Origin of the sequence: Hansschlegelia beijingensis, assembly GCF_014196425.1 — a bacterium.
GTDB lineage: Bacteria > Pseudomonadota > Alphaproteobacteria > Rhizobiales > Methylopilaceae > Methylopila > Methylopila beijingensis.
On sequence record NZ_JACIDR010000002.1, the window covers coordinates 562,627 to 586,938 of the forward strand.

At 70.5% G+C, this 24,312-nt stretch carries 24 protein-coding genes and 1 tRNA gene; 7 read left to right on the forward strand and 18 right to left on the reverse strand.

From position 1 onward, the window contains the following. Positions 1–59: 59 nt before the first annotated feature. Positions 60–554, forward strand: a complete 495-nt coding sequence (gene irrA, locus GGR24_RS09160) for an iron response transcriptional regulator IrrA (protein ID WP_183395026.1) — start codon at positions 60–62, stop codon at positions 552–554. A 68-nt stretch (positions 555–622) separates the two neighbouring features. On the opposite strand, the gene GGR24_RS09165 is transcribed toward irrA, so the two are convergent. Beyond that, the gene (locus GGR24_RS09165) at positions 623–1,177 is read right to left on the reverse strand and encodes an SH3 domain-containing protein (RefSeq protein WP_246398182.1); all 555 of its coding nucleotides are present in this window, start codon (positions 1,175–1,177) and stop codon (positions 623–625) included. 164 nt (positions 1,178–1,341) lie between these two features. Here GGR24_RS09165 and GGR24_RS09170 point away from each other — a divergent pair, with 164 nt between their 5' ends. Beyond that, positions 1,342–2,337: a 2-hydroxyacid dehydrogenase gene (locus GGR24_RS09170; protein ID WP_183395027.1), complete on the forward strand. Its 996-nt coding sequence runs from the start codon at positions 1,342–1,344 to the stop codon at positions 2,335–2,337. A 72-nt stretch (positions 2,338–2,409) separates the two neighbouring features. Next, positions 2,410–2,763: a hypothetical protein gene (locus GGR24_RS09175; RefSeq protein WP_183395028.1), complete on the forward strand. Its 354-nt coding sequence runs from the start codon at positions 2,410–2,412 to the stop codon at positions 2,761–2,763. Here the strand turns inward: GGR24_RS09175 and GGR24_RS09180 are convergent. After that, positions 2,734–3,579: a HesA/MoeB/ThiF family protein gene (locus tag GGR24_RS09180; protein WP_183395029.1), complete on the reverse strand. Its 846-nt coding sequence runs from the start codon at positions 3,577–3,579 to the stop codon at positions 2,734–2,736. The genes GGR24_RS09175 and GGR24_RS09180 overlap by 30 nt on opposite strands. 122 nt (positions 3,580–3,701) lie before the next feature. Here GGR24_RS09180 and GGR24_RS09185 point away from each other — a divergent pair, with 122 nt between their 5' ends. Next, positions 3,702–4,694 carry a TraB/GumN family protein gene (locus GGR24_RS09185; protein WP_183395030.1) on the forward strand — a complete coding sequence of 331 codons (993 nt, stop codon included), beginning with the start codon at positions 3,702–3,704 and terminating at the stop codon, positions 4,692–4,694. 9 nt (positions 4,695–4,703) lie between these two features. Here the strand turns inward: GGR24_RS09185 and GGR24_RS09190 are convergent, their stop codons facing one another. Beyond that, the gene (locus GGR24_RS09190) at positions 4,704–5,426 is read right to left on the reverse strand and encodes a type 1 glutamine amidotransferase (protein WP_183395031.1); all 723 of its coding nucleotides are present in this window, start codon (positions 5,424–5,426) and stop codon (positions 4,704–4,706) included. Positions 5,427–5,529: 103 nt separating this feature from the next. Between GGR24_RS09190 and GGR24_RS09195 the strand changes: the two genes are divergently transcribed. Next, complete coding sequence (locus tag GGR24_RS09195; RefSeq protein ID WP_183395032.1) at positions 5,530–5,859, forward strand: ACR/YggU family protein; 330 nt, start codon at positions 5,530–5,532, stop codon at positions 5,857–5,859. Between the two features lie 4 nt (positions 5,860–5,863). Here the strand turns inward: GGR24_RS09195 and GGR24_RS09200 are convergent, their stop codons facing one another. From GGR24_RS09200 to GGR24_RS09230, 7 genes are all read right to left on the reverse strand, one after another. After that, the gene (locus tag GGR24_RS09200; RefSeq protein WP_183395033.1) at positions 5,864–6,637 is read right to left on the reverse strand and encodes a M48 family metallopeptidase; all 774 of its coding nucleotides are present in this window, start codon (positions 6,635–6,637) and stop codon (positions 5,864–5,866) included. 78 nt (positions 6,638–6,715) lie between these two features. Next, on the reverse strand, positions 6,716–7,483 hold the full coding sequence (locus GGR24_RS09205; protein WP_183395034.1) for an alpha/beta hydrolase: 768 nt from the start codon (positions 7,481–7,483) through the stop codon (positions 6,716–6,718). Between the two features lie 158 nt (positions 7,484–7,641). After that, the gene (locus GGR24_RS09210; protein ID WP_183395035.1) at positions 7,642–9,849 is read right to left on the reverse strand and encodes a xanthine dehydrogenase family protein molybdopterin-binding subunit; all 2,208 of its coding nucleotides are present in this window, start codon (positions 9,847–9,849) and stop codon (positions 7,642–7,644) included. A gap of 3 nt (positions 9,850–9,852) precedes the next feature. Further along, positions 9,853–10,323 carry a (2Fe-2S)-binding protein gene (locus GGR24_RS09215; RefSeq protein WP_183395036.1) on the reverse strand — a complete coding sequence of 157 codons (471 nt, stop codon included), beginning with the start codon at positions 10,321–10,323 and terminating at the stop codon, positions 9,853–9,855. 180 nt (positions 10,324–10,503) lie between these two features. Then, positions 10,504–13,638 carry an efflux RND transporter permease subunit gene (locus tag GGR24_RS09220; protein WP_183395037.1) on the reverse strand — a complete coding sequence of 1,045 codons (3,135 nt, stop codon included), beginning with the start codon at positions 13,636–13,638 and terminating at the stop codon, positions 10,504–10,506. A gap of 3 nt (positions 13,639–13,641) precedes the next feature. After that, positions 13,642–14,892: an efflux RND transporter periplasmic adaptor subunit gene (locus GGR24_RS09225; RefSeq protein ID WP_183395038.1), complete on the reverse strand. Its 1,251-nt coding sequence runs from the start codon at positions 14,890–14,892 to the stop codon at positions 13,642–13,644. Continuing rightward, positions 14,889–15,515 (reverse strand): TetR/AcrR family transcriptional regulator, encoded by a 627-nt coding sequence (locus GGR24_RS09230; protein ID WP_246398183.1) that lies wholly within the window; start codon positions 15,513–15,515, stop codon positions 14,889–14,891. Before GGR24_RS09230 ends, GGR24_RS09225 begins: the two co-directional genes overlap by 4 nt. Before the next feature lie 211 nt (positions 15,516–15,726). Between GGR24_RS09230 and GGR24_RS09235 the strand changes: the two genes are divergently transcribed. After that, positions 15,727–15,801 (forward strand) — tRNA-Thr (locus tag GGR24_RS09235). Between the two features lie 99 nt (positions 15,802–15,900). On the opposite strand, the gene GGR24_RS09240 is transcribed toward GGR24_RS09235, so the two are convergent. The 4 genes from GGR24_RS09240 to GGR24_RS09255 form a co-directional block, all read right to left on the reverse strand. Continuing rightward, the gene (locus GGR24_RS09240) at positions 15,901–16,701 is read right to left on the reverse strand and encodes an SDR family oxidoreductase (RefSeq protein ID WP_183395039.1); all 801 of its coding nucleotides are present in this window, start codon (positions 16,699–16,701) and stop codon (positions 15,901–15,903) included. Between the two features lie 33 nt (positions 16,702–16,734). After that, a complete protein-coding gene (hdhA, locus tag GGR24_RS09245; RefSeq protein WP_183395040.1) occupies positions 16,735–17,502 on the reverse strand; it encodes a 7-alpha-hydroxysteroid dehydrogenase in 768 nt (255 codons plus the stop codon). Between the two features lie 214 nt (positions 17,503–17,716). Further along, positions 17,717–17,920 (reverse strand): hypothetical protein, encoded by a 204-nt coding sequence (locus GGR24_RS09250; protein WP_183395041.1) that lies wholly within the window; start codon positions 17,918–17,920, stop codon positions 17,717–17,719. Between the two features lie 273 nt (positions 17,921–18,193). Continuing rightward, a complete protein-coding gene (locus GGR24_RS09255; protein ID WP_183395042.1) occupies positions 18,194–18,685 on the reverse strand; it encodes a cupin domain-containing protein in 492 nt (163 codons plus the stop codon). A gap of 175 nt (positions 18,686–18,860) precedes the next feature. On the opposite strand from GGR24_RS09255, the gene GGR24_RS09260 reads away from it, so the two are divergent. Further along, positions 18,861–20,069: a multidrug effflux MFS transporter gene (locus GGR24_RS09260; protein ID WP_183395043.1), complete on the forward strand. Its 1,209-nt coding sequence runs from the start codon at positions 18,861–18,863 to the stop codon at positions 20,067–20,069. A 13-nt stretch (positions 20,070–20,082) separates the two neighbouring features. Here GGR24_RS09260 and trmB read toward each other — a convergent pair whose 3' ends face one another. From trmB to lnt, 4 genes are all read right to left on the reverse strand, one after another. Continuing rightward, positions 20,083–20,772 (reverse strand): tRNA (guanine(46)-N(7))-methyltransferase TrmB, encoded by a 690-nt coding sequence (gene trmB / locus GGR24_RS09265; protein ID WP_183395044.1) that lies wholly within the window; start codon positions 20,770–20,772, stop codon positions 20,083–20,085. Positions 20,773–20,821: 49 nt separating this feature from the next. Next, positions 20,822–21,994, reverse strand: a complete 1,173-nt coding sequence (gene metK / locus GGR24_RS09270; RefSeq protein WP_183395045.1) for a methionine adenosyltransferase — start codon at positions 21,992–21,994, stop codon at positions 20,822–20,824. Between the two features lie 141 nt (positions 21,995–22,135). Next, positions 22,136–22,549 (reverse strand): helix-turn-helix domain-containing protein, encoded by a 414-nt coding sequence (locus GGR24_RS09275; protein ID WP_183395046.1) that lies wholly within the window; start codon positions 22,547–22,549, stop codon positions 22,136–22,138. 140 nt (positions 22,550–22,689) lie between these two features. After that, positions 22,690–24,288 (reverse strand): apolipoprotein N-acyltransferase, encoded by a 1,599-nt coding sequence (lnt, locus tag GGR24_RS09280; protein WP_183395047.1) that lies wholly within the window; start codon positions 24,286–24,288, stop codon positions 22,690–22,692. Positions 24,289–24,312 lie beyond the last annotated feature (24 nt).

A 24,312-nucleotide genomic window follows, 5' to 3' on the forward strand; every position in this document is an offset into this window, starting at 1 on the left:
TCGCGTCTGGCGCTCAAGGCGTCGGGCTTCAGTTTGTAAGGTAGGACGTGAGACCGACGATGGCCGAGCTGCCGACCACCGCCGCCGCATCTTCCGCGCCCGCCGCCGACCGTCCGGTCGATTGCGGCCTGCGCCCGGCCCTGTGCGTCGCCCGCGACGTTGGCGGACTGCTGCGTGATTCCGGGCTGAGGCCGACGCGCCAGCGCATCGCGCTCGGTCGTCTGCTCTACGCCAAGGGCGATCGGCACGTGACGGCGGAAATCCTGCACGAAGAGGCGATGCGCGCCCGCGTGCCGGTGTCGCTCGCGACCGTCTACAACACGCTGCACCAGTTCACCGAGGTCGGCCTGCTGCGCGAGCTGGCCGTGGACGGCTCCAAGACCTGGTTCGACACCAATGTCAGCGACCACCACCACTTCCTGGTCGAGGACGACAATCGCCTGATGGACATCCCGGGCTCGAGCGTCTCGGTGGACCGGATGCCGGACATCCCCGAGGGGATGGAGATCGCGCGGGTCGACGTGGTGGTTCGGCTGCGTCGCAAATCCGCCTGACCGGCGATCCGCCGGTCCTGACTGTTTCAGAACGGCCGTCGCGGTCTCGCGGCGGCCGTTTTGATTCGTCAGTCGAACCGCTCGCCCGGATAGACGCCCCAGAGCCGCTCCTGCTCGATCCAGCCGTCGAAGCCGTCGCCCTCAACGCGGCACCAGGAGCCGTCGCAGCGGCGGACCTCGACCAGCACCTTCGGCTCGAGCCTCGCGCTGGCGCGCGCATCCTCGGTCGCGCTGACGCGAATCGGCAGCGCCGCGTCCTTCGACCAGGGCGCCACCAGCGCGGTTCGCCGGCCGGACAGCAGGCTGTGCCACACCCAGCCTTCCGCGCCCTCCGAATCCCGGATGCGCCGCCAGTTGTCGTATTCGGCCGTGATCTCCACCGGTTCGCCGGCGCGGCGGTAGATGTAGGCAACGGGGTGTTCCTTGGTCGGGCCGCGGCGGACATAGGCCTTGCTGGCCTTGAGGCTCACATAGCGGGGCACCGGCAGGCCGGACGCCGGCCCGATCATCACCCCCGCCGCGCTCTCGCGCGCGGCCTGGGCGAGCGCCGGAGCGGGCGCCGACAGCGCGAAAGCCGCGGCCACGAGCAGCCCCGCGGCCGGCCGGAACAGAGATTTCATCATCGGCCGCAACGCTCCGCCTTTCGTCGCCATATTGCGTTCCAGGCCTTGTCTGCTAGAGACGGCCCTTCCGGCCGCCACGCGGCCATCGCTCTGCGCGAGCATCCTTCGTGAGCATTGACGAGGGATTAACCGTAAGCCCGAGCCGCCAGAAAGGTCCGCCGGCTATGAAGAAGCGCCCGCTCGTCGTCGTGACGCGCCGTCTGCCGGACGTGATCGAGACGCGGATGCGCGAGTTGTTCGACGCCCGGCTCAATCACGACGATCGTGCCTTCACGTCCGAGGATCTGGTGCAGGCGGTCCGCGAGGCCGACGTGCTGGTTCCGACCGTGACCGACCGGATCGACGCCGCGCTGCTCGCCCAGGCGGGCGAGAACCTCCGGCTGATCGCGAATTTCGGCAACGGCGTCGACAACATCGACGTCCAGACCGCGAACAATCGCGGGATCACCGTCACCAACACGCCGGGCGTTCTCACCGAGGACACCGCGGACATGACGATGGGCCTGATCCTCGCCGGCCCGCGCCGGATCACCGAGGGCGCCCGCGTCGTGCCGGACGAGCATGAATGGACCGGCTGGTCGCCGATGTGGATGCTCGGCCGGCGCATCTGGGGCAAGCGCCTCGGCATCGTCGGCATGGGGCGCATCGGCCAGGCCGTGGCCCGCCGCGCCCGCGCCTTCGGCCTGTCGATCCACTATCACAACCGTCGCAGGCTGCCCGCGACGGTCGAGGATCAGCTCGAGGCGACGTACTGGGAGAGCCTCGACCAGATGCTGGCCCGCATGGACATCATCTCCGTCAACTGCCCGCACACGCCCGCGACCTACCATCTGCTGTCCGCCCGCCGGCTGAAGCTGCTGAAGCGCGACGCCTATGTGGTCAACACGGCGCGCGGCGAAGTGGTGGACGAGACGGCGCTCGCGCGCATGCTGGAGGCGAACGAGATCGCCGGCGCCGCGCTCGACGTGTTCGAGAACGAGCCGGCCGTGAACCCGAAGCTCGTCAAGCTCGCCCGGCAGAACAAGGTCGTGCTGCTGCCGCATCTCGGCTCGGCCACGATCGAGGGCCGCATCGACATGGGCGAGAAGGTCATCGTGAACATCAAGACCTTCATGGACGGCCACCGTCCGCCGGACCGCGTCCTGCCCTCGATGCTCTGAACCTTCGGGGCGATTGACTCCGCCCCTGAGTCCTGTTCTGTTCTCGTGAACATTGCAGGAACGGGGGCTTCGATGCGCAGTCGGCTTGTCGGTCTCGTGCTTCTCCTCGCCGCCGGCCCCGTCGCGGCCGCGGAGCTCGTCCCGCCCAAGGACCTGCAGGCCTCCTGGTTCGACGGCAAGGCGATCTCGACGACCGGGCCGCGCGGCGGCAAGGCCACGATGACCTTTTCGGCCGACGGCAAGGTCACCCGTACCGGCGGCCGCGCCGGCGGCGCGCGCCAGGGCACGTGGCGGCTCGACGAAGACGGCTTCTGCATGCGGCTCGGCGAGGCGAAGCGGGACGCCTGCTATCTCGCGCTCAAGAACCCCGACGGCTCGCTGCGCGTGGTGCGCAGGTCAGGCGGCGCCTTCACGTGGAGCCGCTGAGCGGCCGGGGCGCGAGGCGTGGATCGAGAGATCCGTGATGGTGGGCGCCGTGCCGGTGATCGGGTTTTCGGGGTCCCAGGCGTAGCTCAGCGTCTCGAACCGCATGGACAGCGCGTCGACGACCAGCAGCCGGCCCACGAGGCCTTCGCCGAAGCCGACGATCTCGCGGATGACCTCGATCGCCATCATCGAGCCCATCAGGCCCGCGAGCGCGCCGAGCACGCCCGCTTCAGCGCAGGCCGGCACGGTTCCGGGCGGCGGCGCCTCGGGGAACAGGCAGCGCCAGGTCGGGTTCGGGGCGCCGTCGGGCGCCGCCTCATGGGAGCGGATGGTGGTGATCGCGCCGTCGAACGTTCCGAGCGAGGCGGTGACGAGCGGCCGCCGCGCCAGCGCGCAGGCGTCCGCCACCAGATAGCGCGTGGCGAACGAGTCCGAGCCGTCGGCCACGAGGTCGTAGGACGAGATCAGCTCGAGCGCGTTCTCGGCGTCGAGCCTGAACGGGTGCGCCTCGACCGAGACGTTCGGGTTGATGCGCTCGACGGCCTGCGCCGCGGACTGGGTCTTGGGGCGCCCGACATCGGGGGTCGCGTGGAGAACCTGACGCTGGAGGTTGGAAAGCGACACCTCGTCGTCGTCCACCACGCCGATCGTCCCGACGCCGGCCGCCGCCAGGTAGAGGATCAGCGGCGATCCGAGCCCCCCCGCGCCGACGACGAGCACGCGGGCGGCCTTCAGCTTCTGCTGGCCCGGCCCGCCGACGTCCCGAAGCACGATGTGACGGGCGTAGCGTTCGACTTCTTCAGGGGTGAGCGACATGGCCGCACCATAGGAGGCCCGGCGCCGCGCGCAAGCGGTTCCGGACGGGCCCGGCGGCGACGGATTAACCGGACCGGCGCCTGTTCGTGCTCTGCTCGCAAGGATTTCCCGGGACAGACCCAATGATCGCGCGCCGTCTCCTGTCAGCCCTCGCGCTGCTTCTCGTTCCCGCGCCGGCCTTCGCGGCCGTGGACTGCGGCGGCGTCGATCTCCTGGCCAAGGCGAGGGCCGAGCATCCGGAAAAATACGGCGCGTTCGAGCAGGCGGCGCGCGCCGTGCCGAACGGCGAAGGGCTGCTGTGGCGCATCGAGGCCAAGGGCGTCGCGCCCTCCTACCTGTTCGGCACGATGCACACGACGGAGGCGGACCTCGTCGCGCTCAGCGAGCCGGTCAAGGCGGCGCTTGGCGAGGCCGACACGGTCGCGGTCGAGATCGCCGACGCGAACGGCGCCGAGGCGCAGGCCCAGATGCTCGCCTATGTCACGCAGCACGGCGTGGACGTCACGGGCGGCGGCCTCGCGGGTCTCACGCCCGCCCAGGCCGAACTCGTCGAGAAGCGGCTGGGCGACGCCGGAATGCCGGCCTCGGTCGCGACGATGCTGAAGCCGTGGTTCCTCGCCATCACGCTCGACATATCGAGCTGCGAACTCAGGAAGATGGGCGAGGGGCGTCCGACGATCGACGCCAGGGTGGAGAAGATCGCACGCGACGCGGGAAAGCCGGTGGTGGGCCTCGAGACGGTCACCGAGCAGCTCGACGCGATCTCGAAGATCTCCGATGACACCGCCCGCCGGATGATCCGCGACTCCGTCGCGAAGCCGAGCTCGAGCGACGACATCCAGGCGACGACCCTCGCGCTCTACCGCGCCCGGCGGGTCGGCTGGTACTACGCGATGAAGGAGGATCTGTTCGGCGCGGGCGTCGAGCTGTCGTCCTATGCGGATTTCGTGGACGCGGTGGTCGACCGCCGCAACCAGCTGATGGCGGAGCGCTCCAGGCCGCTGCTCGACAAGGGCGGCGCGCTGATCGCGGTCGGCGCCCTGCACCTGCCGGGCGACAAGGGCCTGGTCGAACTGCTCCGCCGGGAAGGCTACGCGGTGACGCGCGTCTGGTGAGGGCGCCGGTCAGGCGGTCTCGACCAGCGCGGCGCAAAGATTGTCGTCGAGCCGCTGCGCCGTCGCGCGGAAGCTCGGCAGTCTTGGCGTGACCACGCCCGCGAGATCCTCGGCGCCCTCGGGGCCGAGCGTCTTCACCAGGCTCGCCCAATACTCGGGGATGCGCTTCCAGTCCGCGACCGTGTCCTCCACGATCTCGGGGTGGAACTGGAGGCCGTAGGCGCACCGGCCCCAGCGCATGGCCTGAACGGCCGAGGCCCGGCTGCGCGCGAGCGAGACGGCGCCCTCGGGGAGCTCCGACACTTCGCATCCGTGCCACTGGAACACCTCGATCTCGGACCCGAAGCCCGCGAACAGCGGATCCGCCCGTCCGGCCTCGGTGAGCTCGATCCGGGAGACGCCGACTTCCGGCGCGGCCATCGCGGCGACGCGGCCGCCGAGCGCTTCGGCCAGCAATTGGTGGCCGAGGCAGACGCCGAGATACGGTCTTCCGAGCTCGCGCACCCATCGCCGGATCGCGGCCTTCTCGGCCCTGAGCCACGGGTGCGCGTCCTCCTCCCAGACGTCCATCGGGCCGCCCATGACGGCCAGCATGTCGAATCCCTCCAGCTCCGGTATCGGTTCGCCCGCGTCGAGTTCGACCGTGACGCGCTCATGGCCCTTCCGGGCCCAGACCTCCCGCAAGGAGCCGGGATGCTCGACGTCGAGATGCTGCAGGACGAGAATGCGCATGAGTTGGCTCCGGATCGCCGCCGGCGGAGTTTGCCCGGCGCGGTCGTGAAAAAGAAGGCGTCGACCCGTCGATGAACCGCTCCGCCGCGTCCGGACGCTTGCCGTGAGCGACGACCCGCCTCACCCGTTCGCCGAGCGCGACGGCCGCGTCAGGCTGCGCGTCAGGGTCACGCCGCGCGCAAGTCGGGAGACGGCGGGGGCGGTGGCGGTTGACGCGGACGGTTGCGCCTTCGTCCCCGTGCGGCTGACGGCGCCGCCGGTCGAGGGCGCGGCCAACGCCGCGCTGGCGGCGTTCCTGGCGCGCGCGCTTCGGCTGCGGAAGTCCGAGGTCGTCATCGCCTCGGGGGAAACCAGCCGGCAGAAAACGGTGGAGTTCCCCGCCGACAGCGCGACGACGGAGCGTCTGCGGCGCTGGCTCGAGGGCCTCGGCTGAAGCCTCAGCCGTAGCGGTGCAGAGCCGCGCCGTGCGCCTTGAGCCAGCCCTCGGCGCGGTCGTAGTCCGGCGCGAGCCGGGCGACGTGCGCCCAGTAGCGCGGGCTGTGGTTCATCTCGCGCCGGTGCGCGACCTCGTGCGCGGCGAGATAGTCCAGGACATGCGCGGGCGCGAGGATGAGCCGCCACGAGAAGGCGAGGTCGCCGGCGACCGAGCAGGACCCCCAGCGGCTGGTGGTGTCGCGGATCGCGATGCGGCCGACCGTGACGCCGAGGCTCGCCGCATGGCGGGCAACCGCGGCCGAGAGATCGTCCCGCGCCTCCCGCTTCAGGAAGTCCGCGACGCGGCGCGGCGCGTGCTCGGGAGCGCCGTGGACGACCAGGATCGGGCCCTCGCCGCGAGGCCCCGGCTCCGCCCGGACCACGCCGCGGAATCCCTCGCGCAGCACAATGCGGTGACCCACGCCGCGCAGCGGGATGGTCTCGCCGGGCTCGAACGGGATCCGCTCCGGCAGGCGGGACAGCCGGTGCTCGATCCAGGTGACGTGGCGCTCGATGAAGTCGCGCGCGCCGGCGAAGGAGGCGCTGGTCGGCAGCGTCAGCGTCACGTCCCGCGTGGCCGCCCGCACCCGAAGCGTCATGCGGCGCGCCTGGCTGCTGCGCCGCACCGTGATCGGCACATGGCCGAGCCGCGTGCTGACGAACAGGGCGTCCTCGCGCAGCCGCGGGTCAGGGCGTGTCTTGAAGGGCAGGGCCCTGAGGGCGCGGAACAGCGACATCCAGCGGCGGCTCGCAGACGAAAGGCCGAATCGGCACGCGCCGACTTTAGCCGCGCCGATTCGCCGCTGGCGAGCCCCTCAGGCCCGTTGTGCGGCGCCGTCCACGGCTTCCAGCAGCCTGACGATATCTTCGTCGCGTGACAGCCTGTGGTCGCCGCCCTTCACCAGCGTGACGACCACGTCGTCCTCGGCGAGCCGCTCGACCAGACGCATCGCGTGCGACCACGGCACGTCCGCGTCCTCCATGCCCTGCAGGATGTGGACCGGAGCGCCGGTGCGGATGGCGCCGCCGAGCATGAGGTGACGACGGCCCTCCTCGATGAGCTCCCGGGTGATCGGATACGGATCGGGCGCGTAGGCGGTCGCGCGCATCCATCGGCCTTCGCGCAGGATCTCGCCGCGCACGTCGTCAGGGAAGGTCGCCCACATCAGGTCCTCGGTGAAGTCGACCGCGGGCGCGATCAGCACGAGAGCCGACGGCGGCGTCGCCATCCGCCGGGCGGCGAGCAGCGCGATCCAGCCGCCCATGGAGGAGCCCACCAGCACCGGCGCCGGGCCGGCGAAGCGCTCGATCACCGCGACGGCCTCGTCGAGCCAGCGGCCGATCGTCCCGTCCTCGAAGCGGCCGCCGGACGCGCCGTGGCCCGAATAGTCGAAGCGAAGCACCGCGCGGCCCTCGCGCTCGCCCCACTGGTCGATGGCGGTCGCCTTGGTGGCCGTCATGTCGGAGCGGAAGCCGCCGAGCCAGACCACGCACGGGCCGTCGCCCTCGCGGCGCAGCGCCGCGATCTCGCGCGCCTCTTCGCCGGAGCCGACCGTGAGCCGCTCGGAGATGGGTTCGGTCATGGTCTTTCCTGATGTTGCCGCCCTGCGGCCGCGAGCCATAGCCATCACGGCCGCAGGGATAAAGGCCGGAGGGCCCGCGCCGTCCCTTCGCCGCCGGTCCTCCAACGAGAAAAGGCCGGCGCTTGCGCGCCGGCCCTTCATGGTGAACCCGGTCGGGTTCAGGCGGTCGTGAACTTCTGGTCGCCCAGCGGCAGGTCGCGGACGCGCTTGCCGGTGGCGGAGAAGATCGCGTTGGCGAGGGCCGGCGCGAGCGGCGGAACGCCCGGTTCGCCGATGCCGGTCGGCTTGGCGTCGCTCGGCACGGTGTAGACTTCGACCTTCGGCATGTCCGACATCCGCAGCGGCTCGTAGGTGTCGAAATTCGCCTGCTGCACCACGCCGTCCTCGAGCGTGATGGCGTTGCGCAGCGCGGCGCCGAGGCCGAAGCCGACGCCGCCCTCGACCTGGGCGCGGACGACGTCCGGGTTGATGACCGTGCCGCACTCCACGCCGGCCACGACGCGGTCGACCTTCACGCCGCCGTCCTTGGTGATCGTGACGTCGACCACCTCCGCGACGATGGTGTTGAAGCTCTCATGCACCGCGACCCCGCGGCCCTTGCCCTTCTCGGGCTTGGAGCCGGGGGCCCAGCCGGCCTTCTCGGCCGCGAGCTTCAGCGCCGCCAGATGACGCGGCTTGTCCTTGAGCAGGGCGAGCCGGTACTCGACCGGGTCCTTGCCGGCCGCATGCGCCAGTTCGTCGATCATGGTCTCGACCACATGGGCGGTGTGGGTGTGGCCGACGGACCGCCACCACAGCACCGGAACCCCCGCCTTCAGGGTGGTGAGCTCCACCCTGAGGTTGGGGACCGCGTAGGCGAGGTTGGAGGCGCCTTCGACCGAGGTCTCGTCCACGCCGTCCTTCACGGCCATCGCCTCCAGCGCGGTGCCGGCGAAGATCGACTGGCCCGCGATGCGGTGCTCCCAGGCGACCGGCATGCCGTCGGCGCCGATCGCCGCGCGCACCCGATGGGCGTAGAACGGCCGGTAGTAGCCGCCCTTGGTGTCGTCGTCGCGGGTCCAGACGAGCTTCACCGGCGCGTCGCCGCCGCTCGCCTTGGCGATCGCGACCGCCTCGGCCACGTAGTCCGCGGTCGGCACCGCGCGGCGGCCGAAGCTGCCGCCGGCCCACACGGTCTCGATCGTCACCTTGTCGGGCGTGACGCCCGCGATCGCAGCCGCCGTCGGCTGGTCGATCGACTGGAACTGCGAGCCGAAGGTGAGCTTGACCGCGCCGTCCTTGATCTGCGCGACGCAGTTCAGAGGCTCCATGGCCGCGTGCGCCAGATACGGGAAGGTGTACTCCGCCTCGACGACCTTGGCCGCGCCCTCGAACCCGGCCGCGACGGCGCCCTTGTTGGTGGCGACCGCGGCGCCGGGCTTTGAGACCGCCTCGCGCGCTTCCTTGAGCATCTGCTCGCTGCCGCGCATCTCGGCGCCGGAGTCGTCCCACTCGACCTTCAGCGCGTCGCGGCCCTTGAAGGCCGCCCAGGTGTTCCGCGCCAGCACCGCGACGCCCTGCGGGATCTGCACCACCTTCTCGACGCCCTTGACCTTCCTGGCCTCCGAGTCGTCGAAGCTCTTCACCTTGCCGCCGAAGCGCGGCGGATGCGCCACCGCCGCGACCAGCATGCCGGGCAGCTTCACGTCCTGGGTGTAGATCGCGGTGCCGTCCGTCTTCGGATCATTGTCGATCCGGTGCAGGCCTTCCTTGCCGATCAGCTTGAACTTGGCGGCGTCCTTGTAGGGCGTCTCCTGCGGCGCCCCGATCGGCGCCGGCAGCTTGGCGGCGGCTTCAGCGAACTCGCCATAGGTGCCGCGCTTGCCCGAGGGGTGCGACAGCACGCCCTTGTCGACCACGATCTCGCCCTGCGCGACCTGCCACTTGTCGGCGGCGGCCTTCACCAGAGCGGCGCGGGCGGCCGCGCCTGCGGTGCGATACTGCTCCCAGGAGTTGGCCATCGCGGTGGAGCCGCCGGTGCCCTGCGCCTTGAACACCAGATTGGCGTAGAGATTGGCGTCGGCCGGCGCGAACTCGGTCCGCATCTGGCTCCAGTCGGCGTCCATCTCCTCGGCGATGAGGGTCGCGAGCCCGGTCGTCGGGCCCTGTCCCATGTCGAGGTGCTTGACCACCACGGTGATCGCGCCGTCCGGGGCGACCTTGACGAAGGGGTTGAACTGAACGACCCCGCCGGCCGCTTCCGCCTCGGCGGGGAGCGGCTTCAGACCCACCATCAGCCCGACGCCGGCGCCGCCCGCGATCGCGAGGAAGCCGCGGCGGCTCATGTCGAGCGGCGCGCCGCCCCTGATCCTGTCCTGAATGCTCATGGCTCAGGCCTCCAGCCTGCGGGCGGCGTCATGCACCGCGGCGCGAATCCGCTGATAGGTCGCGCAGCGGCATACGTTGCCGTCGAGCGCGGCGTTGATGTCTTCGTCGGTCGGCTTCTTGTTCTCGGCGAGCAGGGCCGCGGCCGACATCATCTGGCCGGACTGGCAGTAGCCGCACTGCACGACGTCGAGCGCGCGCCAGGCCGCCTGCACGGCCTTGCCCTCCGGCGTCGCGTTCGCGCCGACCAGACCCTCGATGGTGACGATCTGGGCGTCCCCGACATCGCCCACCATGGTCTGGCAGGAGCGCACCGCCTGGCCGTCCATATGAACCGTGCAGGCGCCGCACAGCGCCTGGCCGCAGCCGAACTTGGTGCCCGTCAGGCCGATCTCGTCGCGGATGACCCAGAGCAGAGGGGTGTCTGCGTCGACGTCGACGGAGCGCTCCTCGCCGTTGATTTTCAGCTTGATCATGGATGTCTCCCGGGCGGCCCCATCGGGCCGCGCATAGGCCGCCGCGCTCCGGCGACGGCTCTGGATGCTGCGCATGCTAACGGCGAGATTGGACCGGTTCCAGACAAGGAACCATGCGCGGTTGCAAGACCGGAGGTGCGCAAGTCCTATTAGCGTTGCGGGGGAGGTATAGGAGGGCGGTTATTCCGCCGCCCGCAGCGCAGGCGCGGCGACCTGATCATCCTTCCCGGGCGCGACCTCCTCGTCGCGGGGGCCGACGAAACGGCCGAAGACCCGCGCGAACAGTCCGCGCAGGTCGTCCATGATCGTGAACACCGCGGGCACGAACAACAGGCTGAGCACCGTCGAGGCGATCAGACCGCCGATCACCGCGATGGCCATCGGGGCGCGGAACGCGCCGCCCTCGCCGAGAGCGAGCGCCGAGGGCACCATGCCGGCCACCATCGCGACGGTGGTCATCACGATCGGCCGCGCGCGCTTGCGGCCCGCGTCGATCAGCGCCTCCGTGCGCGGCACGCCGCGGGCGATCTCCTCGATCGCGAAATCCACCAGCAGGATCGCGTTCTTGGTCACGATGCCCATCAGCATCAGGAAGCCGATCACCACCGGCAGGCTCACCGGATTACCGGTGACGAGCAGCGCCACCAGCGCGCCGCCGATCGACAGCGGCAGCGACACCAGGATGGTGACGGGCTGGACGACGTCCGCGAACAGCAGCACGAGCACCGCGAAGACCAGCAGAACGCCGGCCGCCATCGCGGTCGCGAAGCCGGTGAAGATCTCCTGCATGATCTCCGCGTCGCCGAACTCCTTCAGCTCCACGCCCTCGGGCAGGTTCTGCGCGGCCGGCAGCGCCTTGACGGCCGCCAGCGCCTCGCCGAGCACCACGCCGGGCGCGAGATCGCCCTCGATCGCGACCCTGCGGTCGCGGTCGTAGCGGTCGAGGCTGGTCGGGCCCTGCCCGAAGCCGACGTCGGCCACGGCGGTCAGCGGCACGCTGCCGCCGGCGTCGCGGCGCACCCGCAGGGATTCGAACGTCGAAAGCTCGGTGCGCGCCGCCTCGTCGAGCTGCACCCGGATCGGCACCTGGCGATCGCCGGCGGAGAACTTTGCGAGGTTCTGGCTGATGTCGCCGATCGTCGCGATCCGCACCGTCTCGGCGATCTGGGCGACCGAGACGCCGAGCTTCGCGGCCTCGTCGAGCTTCGGCGTGATGCGGATCTCGGGCCGGTCGATGGCGGCCGTCGAGATCACGTTCAGGAGCTGCGGAACGCGATCGCGCGTCTCCTTCTCGAGCGCCACCGCGGCGCGCTCCACCGCGGCCCCGTCCGCGCCGGAGACGATCAGCGTGAACTCGCGCTGGCCCGCGTCGTTGCCGAAATTGCTGCGCAGGTCGGGGATCGCGGCGAGCTCGCGCCGGAACTCGCCCTCGAACTGCTTCTGCGTGAGCGCCCGCTCGGCGCGCGGCTTGAGATTGATGATCAGCACGCCCTTGCGCACCTCGCCGGCCGCCATCGAGACGCCGCCCTGCGCGCCCGAGCCCACGGTGGCGTAGACGGACTCCACCTCCGGCCGGCGCTTCAGCATCGTCGTGATGCGGGTGGCGACCGCGTCCGACTGCGCGAGCGTGGCGCCCGGGGGCAGCTCGATCTTCAGGATCGAGCGCGAGGTGTCGTTCTCCGGCAGGAAGCCCGAGGGGAGCAGGCCGGCGAGCATGATCGAGCCGACGAACAGCGCGATTCCGGCCGCCACCGTGGTGAAGCGCCAGCGCACCGAGACGGCGAGCGCGCGCGCATAGGCGCGCATGAGCCAGCCGTCCTCCTCTTCGCGCGCGCCGTGATCGCGCAGGAAGAAGGCGGCGAGCAGCGGCGTGATGAGCCGCGCCACCAGCAGCGAGAACGCCACCGCGATCGCGACCGTGATGCCGAACTGCTTGAAGTACTGCCCGGCGATGCCGCCCATGAAGCTGACCGGCACGAACACCGCGATGATGGTGGCGGTCGTCGCCACCACGGCCAGGCCGATCTCGTCCGCGGCCTCGATCGCCGCGCGGTAGGGCGACTTCCCCATCCGGATGTGCCGGACGATGTTCTCGATCTCGACGATGGCGTCGTCGACCAGGATGCCGGTGACGAGCGTGATCGCGAGCAGGCTGACGGCATTGAGCGAGAAGCCCAGCATCTCCATCGCCCAGAACGTCGGCAGCACCGACAGCGGAATGGCGAGCGTGGAGATCACCGTGGCGCGGAAGTCGCGCAGGAACAGGAACACCACGATCACCGCCAGCACGGCGCCTTCGATCAGCGTGTGCATGGCCGAACGGTAGTCCGCCTCGGTGTAGCGGACCGTCGTGTCGATCGGCGTGATGCTGACGGCGGGGTTCGCGGCCGCGAGCTCCTTGAGCTTCTCCGCGGCCGCCGCCGCCACGGTGACGTCCGAGAATCCCTTGGAGCGGTAGATGCCGAAGGCGACGATCGGCTTGCCGTCGAGCCGGGCGGAGACGCGCGGCTCCGCCGAACCGTCGGTGACGTCGCCGAGCTCCGACAGCTGCGTCTCCCGGCCGCCCGGCAGGATGATGCGAGTCGCGCCGAGCCGCTCGACCGTCAGGGCGCCGCCCAGCGTGCGGATCGACTGCTCCTGCGACCCGACTTCGCCGCGGCCGCCGGCGAGATCCACATTGGTGGCCCTGAGCTGCGCGTTGACGTCGGCGGCCGTGACGCCGAGCGCCTGCAGGCGCGCCGGGTCGAGCGCGATGCGAATCTCGCGGTCGACGCCGCCTTCGCGCTTCACCTGGGCGACCCCGCGCACCGCCTGCAGCGCGCGCACGATGCGGTCGTCGACATACCAGGACAGCTCTTCGGGGGTCATCGAAGGCGCGGACGCCGCATAGGTGGCGATCGCCATGCCCTCGATGTCGATGCGCTGGATCAGCGGCTCTTCGATCGATTGCGGCAACTCGGTCCGGATTTTCGTCACCGCGTCGCGCACGTCGTTCACGGCCCGGTCGACCTGGGTCTCCAGCTGGAACTCGATCGTGGTCAGCGACAGGCCGTCGCTGACCGATGAGGTGATGTGCTTGACCCCCGCGATGCCGGCGACCGCGGTCTCGACCCGCTTCGTGACCTGCAGCTCGAGTTCGCTGGGCGCCGCGCCGGACTGGTTGATGGTGACCGAGACGAGCGGCAGGTCGATGTTCGGCATCCGCGTGACCGGCAGCGACGCGAACGAGAACAGCCCGACCGCCAGCAGCACCGCGAACAGCACGAGCGGCGGAATCGGCTTGCGGATCGCGCGGGCGGAGATGTTAAGCGCCACGGCTCAGCGCTCCGAGATGACGTCGGCGCCGGCCCGGGCGTCCGGCGGCGTGACAGCGGTGATCCGGTCGCCGTCGCGCAGGAAGCCGCCGGCGCGCGCCACGACGAGCTCGCCGTCGGAGACGCCGCGCAGGATCTCCACCCCGTCTGCGTCCTGCAGGCCGATGGCGACGCTGCGTTCGGCGACGACGCCGTCGCTCACCACCTGCACGCGGGGGCCCGTGGCGCCGAACAGCACCGCGGATTGCGGGACCACGAGGCCCTCGCGTCGGGCCACCTCGATGGCGCCGCGGGCGAACAGGCCGGGCCGCAGATTGCGGTCCGCCGGCAGCGCGATCTTGACCCTGCCGAGGCGGGTCGCCGCGTCGACCGTGGGCGCGACCAGGCGCACCTTGCCCTCGATCGGTTCGGCGAAGCCCGCGACCTCGATGCGCGCCGGCTGCCCCGGCTCCACGGAATGAAGCCGGGTTTCGGTGACTTCCGCCTCGAGCTCGACCTCGCCGTCGCGCACCAGCCGGAACAGCGGCTCGCCCGCGAGGCCGACCGTCTGGCCGACCCGCGCTGTGCGGTCCGACACCACTCCGGAGGCCGGCGCCCGCACCTCGGTGCGGGCGAGGCGGATCTCGATCTCCCGGCCCTGCGCCTCGGCTAGCGCCTTCTCCGACTCCGCGACCCGGAGGTTCTCGTTCTGCGCGCGCAGCCGCGCCTCCGCGACGCGCATCGCGGTCCGGCGGGTCTGGAGCAGCTCCTCGGTGACGTTGCCGCTGAGCTTCAACGTTTCGGCGCGCTTCAGCGCGGCCTCCGCATCGACGCGCGAGGCTTCGGCCTCGGCGATCGCGGCGCGCACCTGGGCGATCGCGGCTTCCGCGCGGGCGAGCTGCGACGCGTTCTGCGCGAGCTGGGTCTCCAGCATGTCGCGGTCGAGCCGGGCGAGAACCTGCCCCTGCTCGACGTGGTCGCCGACGTCGACCAGGTAGGAGACGAGCCGCAGCCCGTCGATCTGCGCCCCGACCATGATCTCGTCGCGCGCCACCAGCGTGCCGGTGACCACGACGCTCTGCGCGATCTCGCGCAGCGTGGCCTTGGCCACGGTGATCGAGGGCGGGGCCGGCATGGCAACGGCCTGCGCCGGGGCCTGGTCCCGACGCAGCAGCCCGGCGATCGGCTCGCGGTACGCATAGGCCGCGACGCCCCCGCAGGCCACCGCGAGCGCGAGCAGCCACGGCCAGCGGCGCGTTCGCACCGGCGCGCTCATCGGCCCTGCTCCGGCGCCGCCAGGAAGCTGCGGATCGAGCGCTCGAACATCGGCATGAGGCCTTCGAGCCGCGCGGCGGGCTCATACAGCATCCGCAGCAGCACGCCGTCGGAGAACGCCATCAGCAGGCGCGCCGCGTGGTTGGCGTCGAGCGCGGGGTCGATCTGGCCGAGCGTCTTGCCGCGCTCCAGCACGCGCACCAGGATCTCGTGCACCTCGACGTCGCAGCGCTCGGCGATCGCCTTCACGGCCGGATTCCGGATCGCCTCGGCGTAGAGCTCGGGGAAGATCGGCATGCCCTCCGACTTGAGGTTGCCGGCCACGAACTGGCGCGCCGCCTCGACGATCGCCTCGACCACGTCGTCCGCCTCGAGCAGCGGGGCGAGCATCGCCGGAATCGCCGCGCGGTCGCGCTCCACGATGGCCTCGATGATCGCCTCCTTGGACCGGAAGTACCGGTAGAGCCCGCCGGGGCTCATCCCGGCCTCGGCGCACACCGCCTGCATCCCGGTCGCGTGGAAGCCGCCCCGCGCGAAGCAGGCGATCGCCGCGTCGAGAATCCGCCGGCGTTGTTCGGCCTGGCGGTCCGCCCGGGCAAGGGATGTGGGGGTCTGCTGGTCCAAGCTGGAATTCCATGAGAGCGAACGTTCGTTCGCAACTTAGCGGCGGGCGGGCGAATCTACAAGCGCGCAGCTTTTCGGCCGTTCGGCGGTCATGATCCGGCGCATTTTCAGGGCTTCGGCCGCGGCGCTTGCGCGGGCGGGGGGCTTGTGGCAGTTTCCGCGCGCCTTCAGGCCCCGCATCGCAGCGGCGGCGCAACGAACGGCCCCCGGCGCTGCGGTAGCTCAGTGGTAGAGCACTCCCTTGGTAAGGGAGAGGTCGAGAGTTCAATCCTCTCTCGCAGCACCAGTTTTTCCCAGCCTTCACCAGCAAGACGCTCGAGCGCCTAGCGTCGTCACGCTCGACCCGGCCGCCGCGCCCGCGGCTCTTCCACCGAGCGCGCGGCTGTCAGTCGCCGAACAGGCGGACCACGCCGCCGCCGCCGTGAACGTTGATCGTCTGGCCGCTCACCCAGCCGCCGGCGGGCGAACACAGCCAGAGCATGGCGTTGGCGACGTCCTGCGGGCGGCCGGTGCGGCCCACCAGATTGTCGGGATGCATCAACCGATCCTGCATCGCCGGATCGATCCCGGCCTCGCCATAGCCGGCCGTCATCACCGTGCCGATCAGCAGCGAATTGACCCGCACCTTCCTGCTGAGCATGTGGGCGATCGACACCATCATCTGGGTGAGCGCCGCTTTCGCGGTGGCGTAGGCCAGGATGTCGTAGGCGGGCGTGGCGGCCGAGAACGAGCTCGAATTGGCGATGGCCGCGTTCTCGGCCTGCTCGAGATAGGGCAGGCAGGCCATGCTCATCCGGTAGGCGCTGATCGCATTGAGCTTGTAGGACTGGACGAAGTCCTCTTCGCTGATGGCCGTCGGATCAGGGTGGCGGCCGCCCCAGCCCACATTGTTGACGAGCGTCGAGATGCCGCCGAAGGCGTCCGCCGTCGCGGCGACGACGGCGCGGATCGCCGCCTCGTCCGTCACGTCGCAGGCCATGCCGCGGCAGTCCTGGCCGGTCTCCGCCGCGATCGCGGCGGCGGTCTCGGCGGCCTTCTCGCCATTGAGGTCGGCGATCATCACCCTCGCGCCCGCCCCCGCCAGTGACCGGGCGATCCCGGCGCCGATGTTCTGGGCGCCGCCGGTGACGACGACGTTGTGCCCGGTCATCCGGAACTCGGCGAAGGCGTCGTAGGCGCGCGCCATGTGGCCTCCTGGAGGCTCTGCGGGGAAGGCCGGTCAGTCGAGCTCCTGCGTTCCGCCGCCGGACACGGTCAGGATCTGGCCGCTGATCCAGGACGCCGCGGGCGAACACAGGAACAGCGCCGCATTGGCGATGTCCTCGACCTCGCCCAGCCGGCGGACCGGGGTGTGCTGCAGCATGGCCTTCTCGACCTCGGGGGTGAGCACGGTGGCGAGCGCGTGGGTCCTGATCGCGCCCGGCGCGATGGCGTTCACCCGCACCCCCATGGCGCCGAGGTCGAAGGCGATGTTGCGCGTCAGATGGTTCAGCGCGGCCTTGGAGGAGGCGTAGGAGGCCATCCGCGCGTTCCTGTTCTCGCCCGCCATGGAGGAGATGCTCAGCACCGCCCCATCGCCGGCGGCCGCCAGATGCGGCGCCGCCAGCTGCGTCAGCCGGAACACCGAGAAGAGATTGAGTTCATAGGCCCAGCGGAAGTCTTTCATGGGCATGTCGAAAGGCTTCGGTCCGCCGCCGCCGGCATTGTTGACCAGCAGCGAAAGCTTGCCGAACTTCTCCGTCGCAGTGTCGACCAGGGTTTGCAGCTTCTCCTCTTGGGTCACGTCGCAGGCCATGGCGACGGCCTTGCCGCCCGCCCGGGCGATCTCGCCCGCCACGGCCTCGGCGGCCTCGGCCTTCAGGTCGCTGACCACGATTGCGGCGCCGGCGCCCGCGAACATCGTCGCGATCCCCCGCCCGATGCCCGCGCCCGCGCCTGTCACCACGGCGACGTGTCCGTCCAGGCGGAAACGATCGGGATTGGACATGCTGACCTCCGCCCCAGACAGGACGGAGTGTCCCAGACCGGACGGGCGCGCCGCATTGACCTCGGTCAGGCGAGCGCTCCGGCAGCGGTCAGCGAGCCTGCGCCGCGTCCTGCGGTAGGGAGGTGCGGTCTTACGTCAGAACGCCTTCGCAGGCGGTCGGCCAGACCGAAGACGTCGCGATGCGCCGGCGAAGATCAGGCGCGGCGCGAACGGATCATCTCGCGAACTCACCAAGACCGGGCAGCGGGGGCCTGAGCTTCGCCTCGAGCTCGCGCAGCCGCAGTATCTCGCTCACCGCGTCCCGCGCCGTGTCCGCCACCATCTGGGCGTCGGCGCGGACTTCGCTGGGATCGGCGGCGCCGTCGAACTCGCGAGCGATGCCCGACAGGCGCGTGATCAGGTCTGGCGCAATGGTCATCTGACCCCCCGGCTTTGATGCTGCGCGGGGCATCCTAATCAACCGATCACGACGATCAACCGCAGCGGACGCATCCGTCGGCCGCCCGCGAGGGGCGCCTCATCCGATCCGGGCCCGCCTCTGGCGCCGGGATCCAAACTCGTCCCGGGATTCCGAACCGCCGCTGGAGCAAGGCCCACGACCTCCCGGAGAGCCCGCGGGCGCCCTCCTCAAGCGCCCGTCGCCGGCCGCAATCCGGCGGCCGGCGAGCGATCGCGGCTCACCGGATCTTGTTCAATGACCCTGCGGCTGCTTGTGGATCGGGTCGACCCAATAGACCTCCTCCGGGGCCTCCACCGGGTCGACGTCGGTGATGTTCACCACCACCGCCTCATTGTCCGACCGCACCAGGACGCATTCGAGCGGGTTCTGGGGATCGGCGTTGATCTCCTGGTGCGGCACGTAGGGCGGCACGAAGATGAAGTCGCCGGGGCCCGCCTCCGCCACGAACTGGAGCCGCTCGCCCCAGCGCATCCGGGCCTTGCCGCGGACCACGAAGATCACGCTCTCGAGCGCGCCGTGGTGGTGCACCCCGGTCTTGGCGTTCGGCTCGATCGAAACCGTTCCGGCCCAGATCTTCTGCGCGCCGACGCGGGCGTGGTTGATCGCGGCCTGTCGGAACATGCCGGGCGTCTGCGCCGTGTTCGGGTCCAGCCGATCGCCTCTGATGACGCGCACGCCGTCATGTTTCCAGCGGTCATGGTCGTGGCCCGTGTCGTCGCTCATTCATTGAATCCTTCTGTCGCGGACGATCGTCCGCCATTCTCGGCGGGAATCGGGAGTGATCCAAGCGCACCGCCGCCCGCGCAGGGCGGCTCTGCGCTTCAAAGCCCCTGCATCCGCCCTAGAACGCCCTTGTCGCCGCTCCTCGGCGGTCTCGTCCCCAACGTCTGCGGAACCGATGCGCCTGCGGCCCGACACGCTCGCCCTCACCGCCGTGCTGGCGCTGCTCACGGCGGTCGGCCCGCTCGCGATCGACATGTATCTGCCGTCGCTGCCGACGCTGACCGCGGCGCTCGACGCGACGCCCGCGCAGGGGCAACTCACCCTGTCGGCGTTTCTGGTCGGCTTCGCGGGCGGGCAGGTGCTCTATGGGCCGCTGTCGGATTCCCGCGGCCGCAAGCCGGTTCTGATCGCAAGCCTCGTCCTGTTCACCTTCGGCAGCGCTCTCTGCGCGGTCGCGCCCACGATCGAGACGCTGATCGTGGCGCGCTTCCTTCAGGCGCTCGGCGGGGCGGGGCCGGTCGTGCTGGCCCGCTCGATCGTCCGCGACCTCTATTCCGGCGCGCGCGCCGCGCGCGAGCTGTCGAACATGGCGACGATCCTCGGGCTTATCCCGGCGGTCGCGCCGCTGATCGGCGGCGTGCTGGAAAGCGCGTTCAACTGGCGGGCGACCTTCGTGCTGCTCACGCTGCTTCTCGGCGGCGAGATGATCATCGTCGCGCTCTGGCTGCCGGAGACGATCCGCGCCCGCGCGGCGGGCGGCTTCAGCTTCGGCGCTGTCCTGAAAAGCTACGGCGTGCTGCTGAGGCACCGCGGCTTCGTCAGCTATCTGGGCCTTACGGCGATCGCCTTCGGCGGCCTGTTCGCCTACATCTCGACCTCGTCCTTCATCCTCCAGTCGATCTACGGGCTGAGCGAGATCGCCTACGGGGCCGCGTTCGCGATCGGCGTCATCGGCTATATCGGCGGGACCCTCACGGCAGGCCCGTTGGTCCGTAAACGCGGGCTCGACGGCGCGATCGGGGTCGGCGCCGCGGCGGTCGCCTTCGGCGGCCTGCTGATGCTCGGGCTGGTCCTGTTCGGACCGCGGAGCCCGGCGGCCGTCGTGGTCCCGATGATGTTCTACATGTTCGGCGTCGGGCTGGTGATGCCGCAGAGCATGGCGTCGGCGCTGCAGCCCTTCCCGGAGCGGGCGGGCGCGGCGTCCTCGCTGGTCGGCTTCGCGCAGATGACGTTCGGAGCGATCGTGGGGGTCGGGCTCGGCAAGACGCTCGGCATGGAGACGGTCGGCCTGTTCGCCCTGCCGGTCGCCGTCTCTTTCTTCGGCGTCGCGACCCTCGTCCTGTTCCTCGGCACCGCCCGGGCCCGCGCGGGCGCAGCTAGATAGGGGCCGGACGCGCTCAGAGGCGGCTGAAGGTGAGGTAGACGCCGCGCCGGCCCTCGCGGATCGCCTTCGCCTCGTATCGGGTGCCGGGCCAGCCGGCCCACGGCTCGCGCCAGTCGTTCGCCGCCTCCGCGGTCCATTCGAACTCCGGCGACCGCCGCGCATGGGCGAGCGTCCAGCCCACATAGGAGTCGATGTCGGAGGCGAAGCGGAACGGGGCGCCCGGCTTCATCACCCGCGCCAGACGGCGCAGGTTCTCGTCCGAGACGAAGCGGCGCTTCCAGTGCCGGGTCTTCGGCCACGGATCGGGATAGAGCAGGTCGACGGCCGCGACGGAGCCGCTCGGCAGCCTGTCGAGCAGCTTGGTCGCGTCGTCGTCATAGAGGCGGACGTTGGTCAGTCCGAGGCGTTCGACGCCGGCGACGCCCTTGGCGAGGCCGTCCACAAAGGGCTCGACCCCGATGAAGCCGACATCGGGGTTCTCCTGGGCGCGGTGCAGCAGATGCTCCGCGCCGCCGAACCCGATCTCGAGCCGGACCTCCCGGACGTCATCGGGAAACAGCTGCGCCAGATCGTCGGGCAGCGCGTCGGGATCGACGCGCAGCCGCGGGTAGCTCTCGGCCACGGTGGCGGCGCGGCCGGCCCGCAGGGGCTTGCCGCGGCGCCGTCCGAAAAAGGAGCCGCCGGGGCGCGCGTCTTCGGACATGCTTCAAGCCGCCGTCAGGGGAGGCGGCGGCCCGGAGGCCGCCGGCTGATCAGGACAGCGCGGACTTCAGCGCGTCGGCGAGGTCGGTCTTCTCCCAGGAGAAGCCGCCGTCGGCGTCGGGCTCGCGGCCGAAATGGCCGTAGGCCGCGGTGCGGGCGTAGATCGGACGGTTGAGGTTCAGCTTCGTGCGGATGCCGCGCGGGCTGAGGCTCATGACCTCGCTCAGCGTCTTCTCGAGCTTCGCCTCGTCCACCTGGCCGGTGCCGTGCAGGTCGACATAGACCGAGAGAGGCTCGGACACGCCGATCGCGTAGGACAGCTGGATCGTCGCGCGATCCGCGAGGCCCGCGGCCACCACGTTCTTGGCCAGGTAGCGCGCCGCGTAGGCGGCCGAGCGGTCGACCTTGGTGGGATCCTTGCCCGAGAAGGCGCCGCCGCCGTGCGGCGCAGCGCCGCCGTAGGTGTCGACGATGATCTTGCGGCCGGTGAGGCCGCAGTCGCCGTCCGGGCCGCCGATCACGAAGGAGCCGGTCGGGTTCACGTGCCAGACGGTCTCGTCGGAGATCCAGCCCTCGGGCAGCGTCTCGCGGATATAGGGCTCGACGATCGCGCGGATGTCGCGCGAGCTCTGGTTCTCATCGGTGTGCTGGGTGGAGAGCACGATCGACGTCACGCCGACCGGCTTGCCGCCGGCGTAGCGCACGGTGACCTGGCTCTTCGCGTCGGGGGCGAGCGTCGGCTCCTGACCCGAATGGCGCACCTGAGCGAGCCGCTCGAGAATCTTGTGCGAGTAATAGAGCGGCGCCGGCATCAGCGACGGGGTCTCGCGGCAGGCGTAGCCGAACATGATGCCCTGGTCGCCGGCGCCCTCGTCCTTGTTGCCGCCGGCGTCGACGCCCTGCGCGATATGGGCGGACTGGGCGTGCAGGTAGACCGAGACGTCGGCCTTCTCCCAGTGGAAGCCTTCCTGCTCGTAGCCGATGTCCTTGATCGCCGCGCGGGCGGCCTCGACGATCTGCTCCGAGGTGATGCTGTCAGGGCCGCGAACCTCGCCGGCGATGACCACGCGGTTCGTGGTGCACAGCGTCTCGCAGGCGACGCGGGCTTCCGGCTCGGCGCCCAGATAGATGTCCACGACCTCATCGGAGATGCGGTCGCTCACCTTGTCGGGGTGGCCTTCGGATACAGACTCGCTCGTAAAGAGGTAATCAGCGCGGGCCAATGGCAGCTCCCCCGGACCGGTTGAACGACGAGAGCGTTCGGTTTGCCGAACGCTCTCGTGATTTCGCAGATGCGGCGAAAACGGTCAAGCCGAGCTCATGGGGGCCGCGCCGGATCGGGGCGCGGCTAACCCGTGCGGCCGTCAGGCCGACTTGAGTTCCTGATCGGCCAGGGCGGCGACAAGATCCACGATCTTCCGCCGAACCTTCGCGTCCTGGATGCGGACGAAGGACTTGTTGAGCTGAAGCCCCTCGGTCGTCGTCAGGAAGTCGACCACGTAGTCCGAGCCCTGGCTCTCCCCGAAGCCTTCGCTCCGGGATTCGGAGCCCGGAGCGTCGTCGAAGAAGTACGAAACCGGCACGCCCATGACAGTGGCGATCTGCTGCATCCGGCTCGCGCCGATGCGGTTCGTGCCCTTTTCGTATTTCTGAATCTGCTGGAAGGTGATGCCAAGCGCTTCACCGAGCTTTTCTTGGCTCATGCCGATCAAGACGCGCCGCATTCTTACCCGGCTGCCGACATGCTTGTCGACCGGGTTGGGCGTCTTCTTAATCATCTGAATTCTCCTAGCAACCGATCGTGCGGCGTCGCCCCCGCCGTACAACTCCTGTTTCACGCGCACGAACGCCGCTGGCGCTCTGCGGAGCGCCGCCGAGGCGGCTTGAGGCCGTAGATGGTCATCTCGCCTGAGGCTTGTCAAACCCGCTTCCGAAACGTGAATACGAGAACGCCGAAAATCACGGGAAAGCACAGGTAAAGAAGACCGCAGGTTGTGACGAAGATCGTCGGCGCGATCGGAAGAGGCAAAGGCGCGTCCAAAACGTCACGCGCGCCGAGCGGCAGCGTCGCGATGGTACGGCCATAGGCGTCTACCACCGACGACACGCCGCCATTGGCGGAGCGCACCATCGGAAGTCCCTGCTCGACTGCCCGCACCCGCGCCTGAGCGGCATGCTGGTAGGGTCCAGGGGTGCGTCCGAACCACGCGTCATTGGTGATGTTGAGCAGGAAGTCGGGCCGTTCTTCGTCCGAGGCGATCTCCTCGGGGAAGATCGCCTCGTAGCAGATCAGCGGTCGGAAACGAGGGCCCTGAGGGAGCGAAATGATCGATCGCCGGTCGCCGGTCGCGAAGCCGCCCCGCTGTCGGGTCAGCTGCTCGAGGCCGATCGATTCGAGCAGCGCCTGGAAGGGCAGGAACTCCCCGAACGGCACGAGGTGGATCTTGTCGTAGGTGGCGAGGATCGAGCCGTCGTCCGCCACCATGTGGAGCGAATTCCAGAAATCGGCCCCGGAACCGTCCGGCCGCCGCTCTCCGCGCACCGAGCCGGTCACCAGCACGGAGCCCGGCGCCAGGCTGCGGCCGATCCGCGCGAGCGCGTCCGGCGTCCGCGACAGCAGGAACGGGAAGGCGGATTCGGGCCACACCAGCAGTCCGACATCCGCGAAGCCGCTACGCCCAGGGCCGCGCGCTTCGTCCGACAGCGCGATATAGGTGTCCATGATCGTGTCGCGCTCGGAGTCCTGCGACTTCATGTCCTGCGGGATCTCGGGCTGCAGAACCCGGACCTTGAGCCGCGGGTCGACGCCCGCCTCCGCGCCCGCGAGCCGGAGGGCTCCGAACCCGGCGAGCGCAAGCAGGGCGAGGCCGGCGACTGCGACCAGCCGCGGGCCCCCGCGGCCGGCGTCGACGAGCGCCGCCGGCGCGGCGAAGATCGCGAGCGCCACGAAGGTCAGGCCTTCGACGCCGACCACCGAGGCGAACTGGCCGAGCCAGAGCTGGTCGGCCAGCGCGTAGCCGAAGGAGTTCCAGGGAAAGCCGGTGAAGAGATGGCCTCGCGCCAGCTCCGTGAGGCCAAGCGCCGTCGCGAACACCAGAATCCGCGGCCAGCCCGGCGTCCAGAACAGGCGCGCGAGCGCGAACCCGGCCGCCGTGAAGCCGCCCAGCAGGGCCGGGAGCCCGGCCACCGCGAACGGCATCAGCCAGCCGAAGACGTCCGCGTCGACCAGGAAGGCCGAGCCGATCCACCACAGGCCGGCGAGGAAGTATCCGAAGCCGAAGCACCAGCCGATCCAGCCGGCGACCAGCGCGGACCGCAGCCGCGACGTCGCGGCGGCGCCGTCGATCAGCCACACCGCGAAGGGCAGCGTCAGGGCGAGCACGGGCCAGCCGTGGAACGGCGGCATCGCGAGAGCTGAGGCCGCGCCGGCGGCGGCCGCGACGGCCGCGCGCCGCCAACCATGCGTGAGCGTGATCCAGCTGGCGAGAGCGAGAAGCCCGGGGGAACGGCGCGTCATACGGCGGGCTTCGCGGCTGAGGGC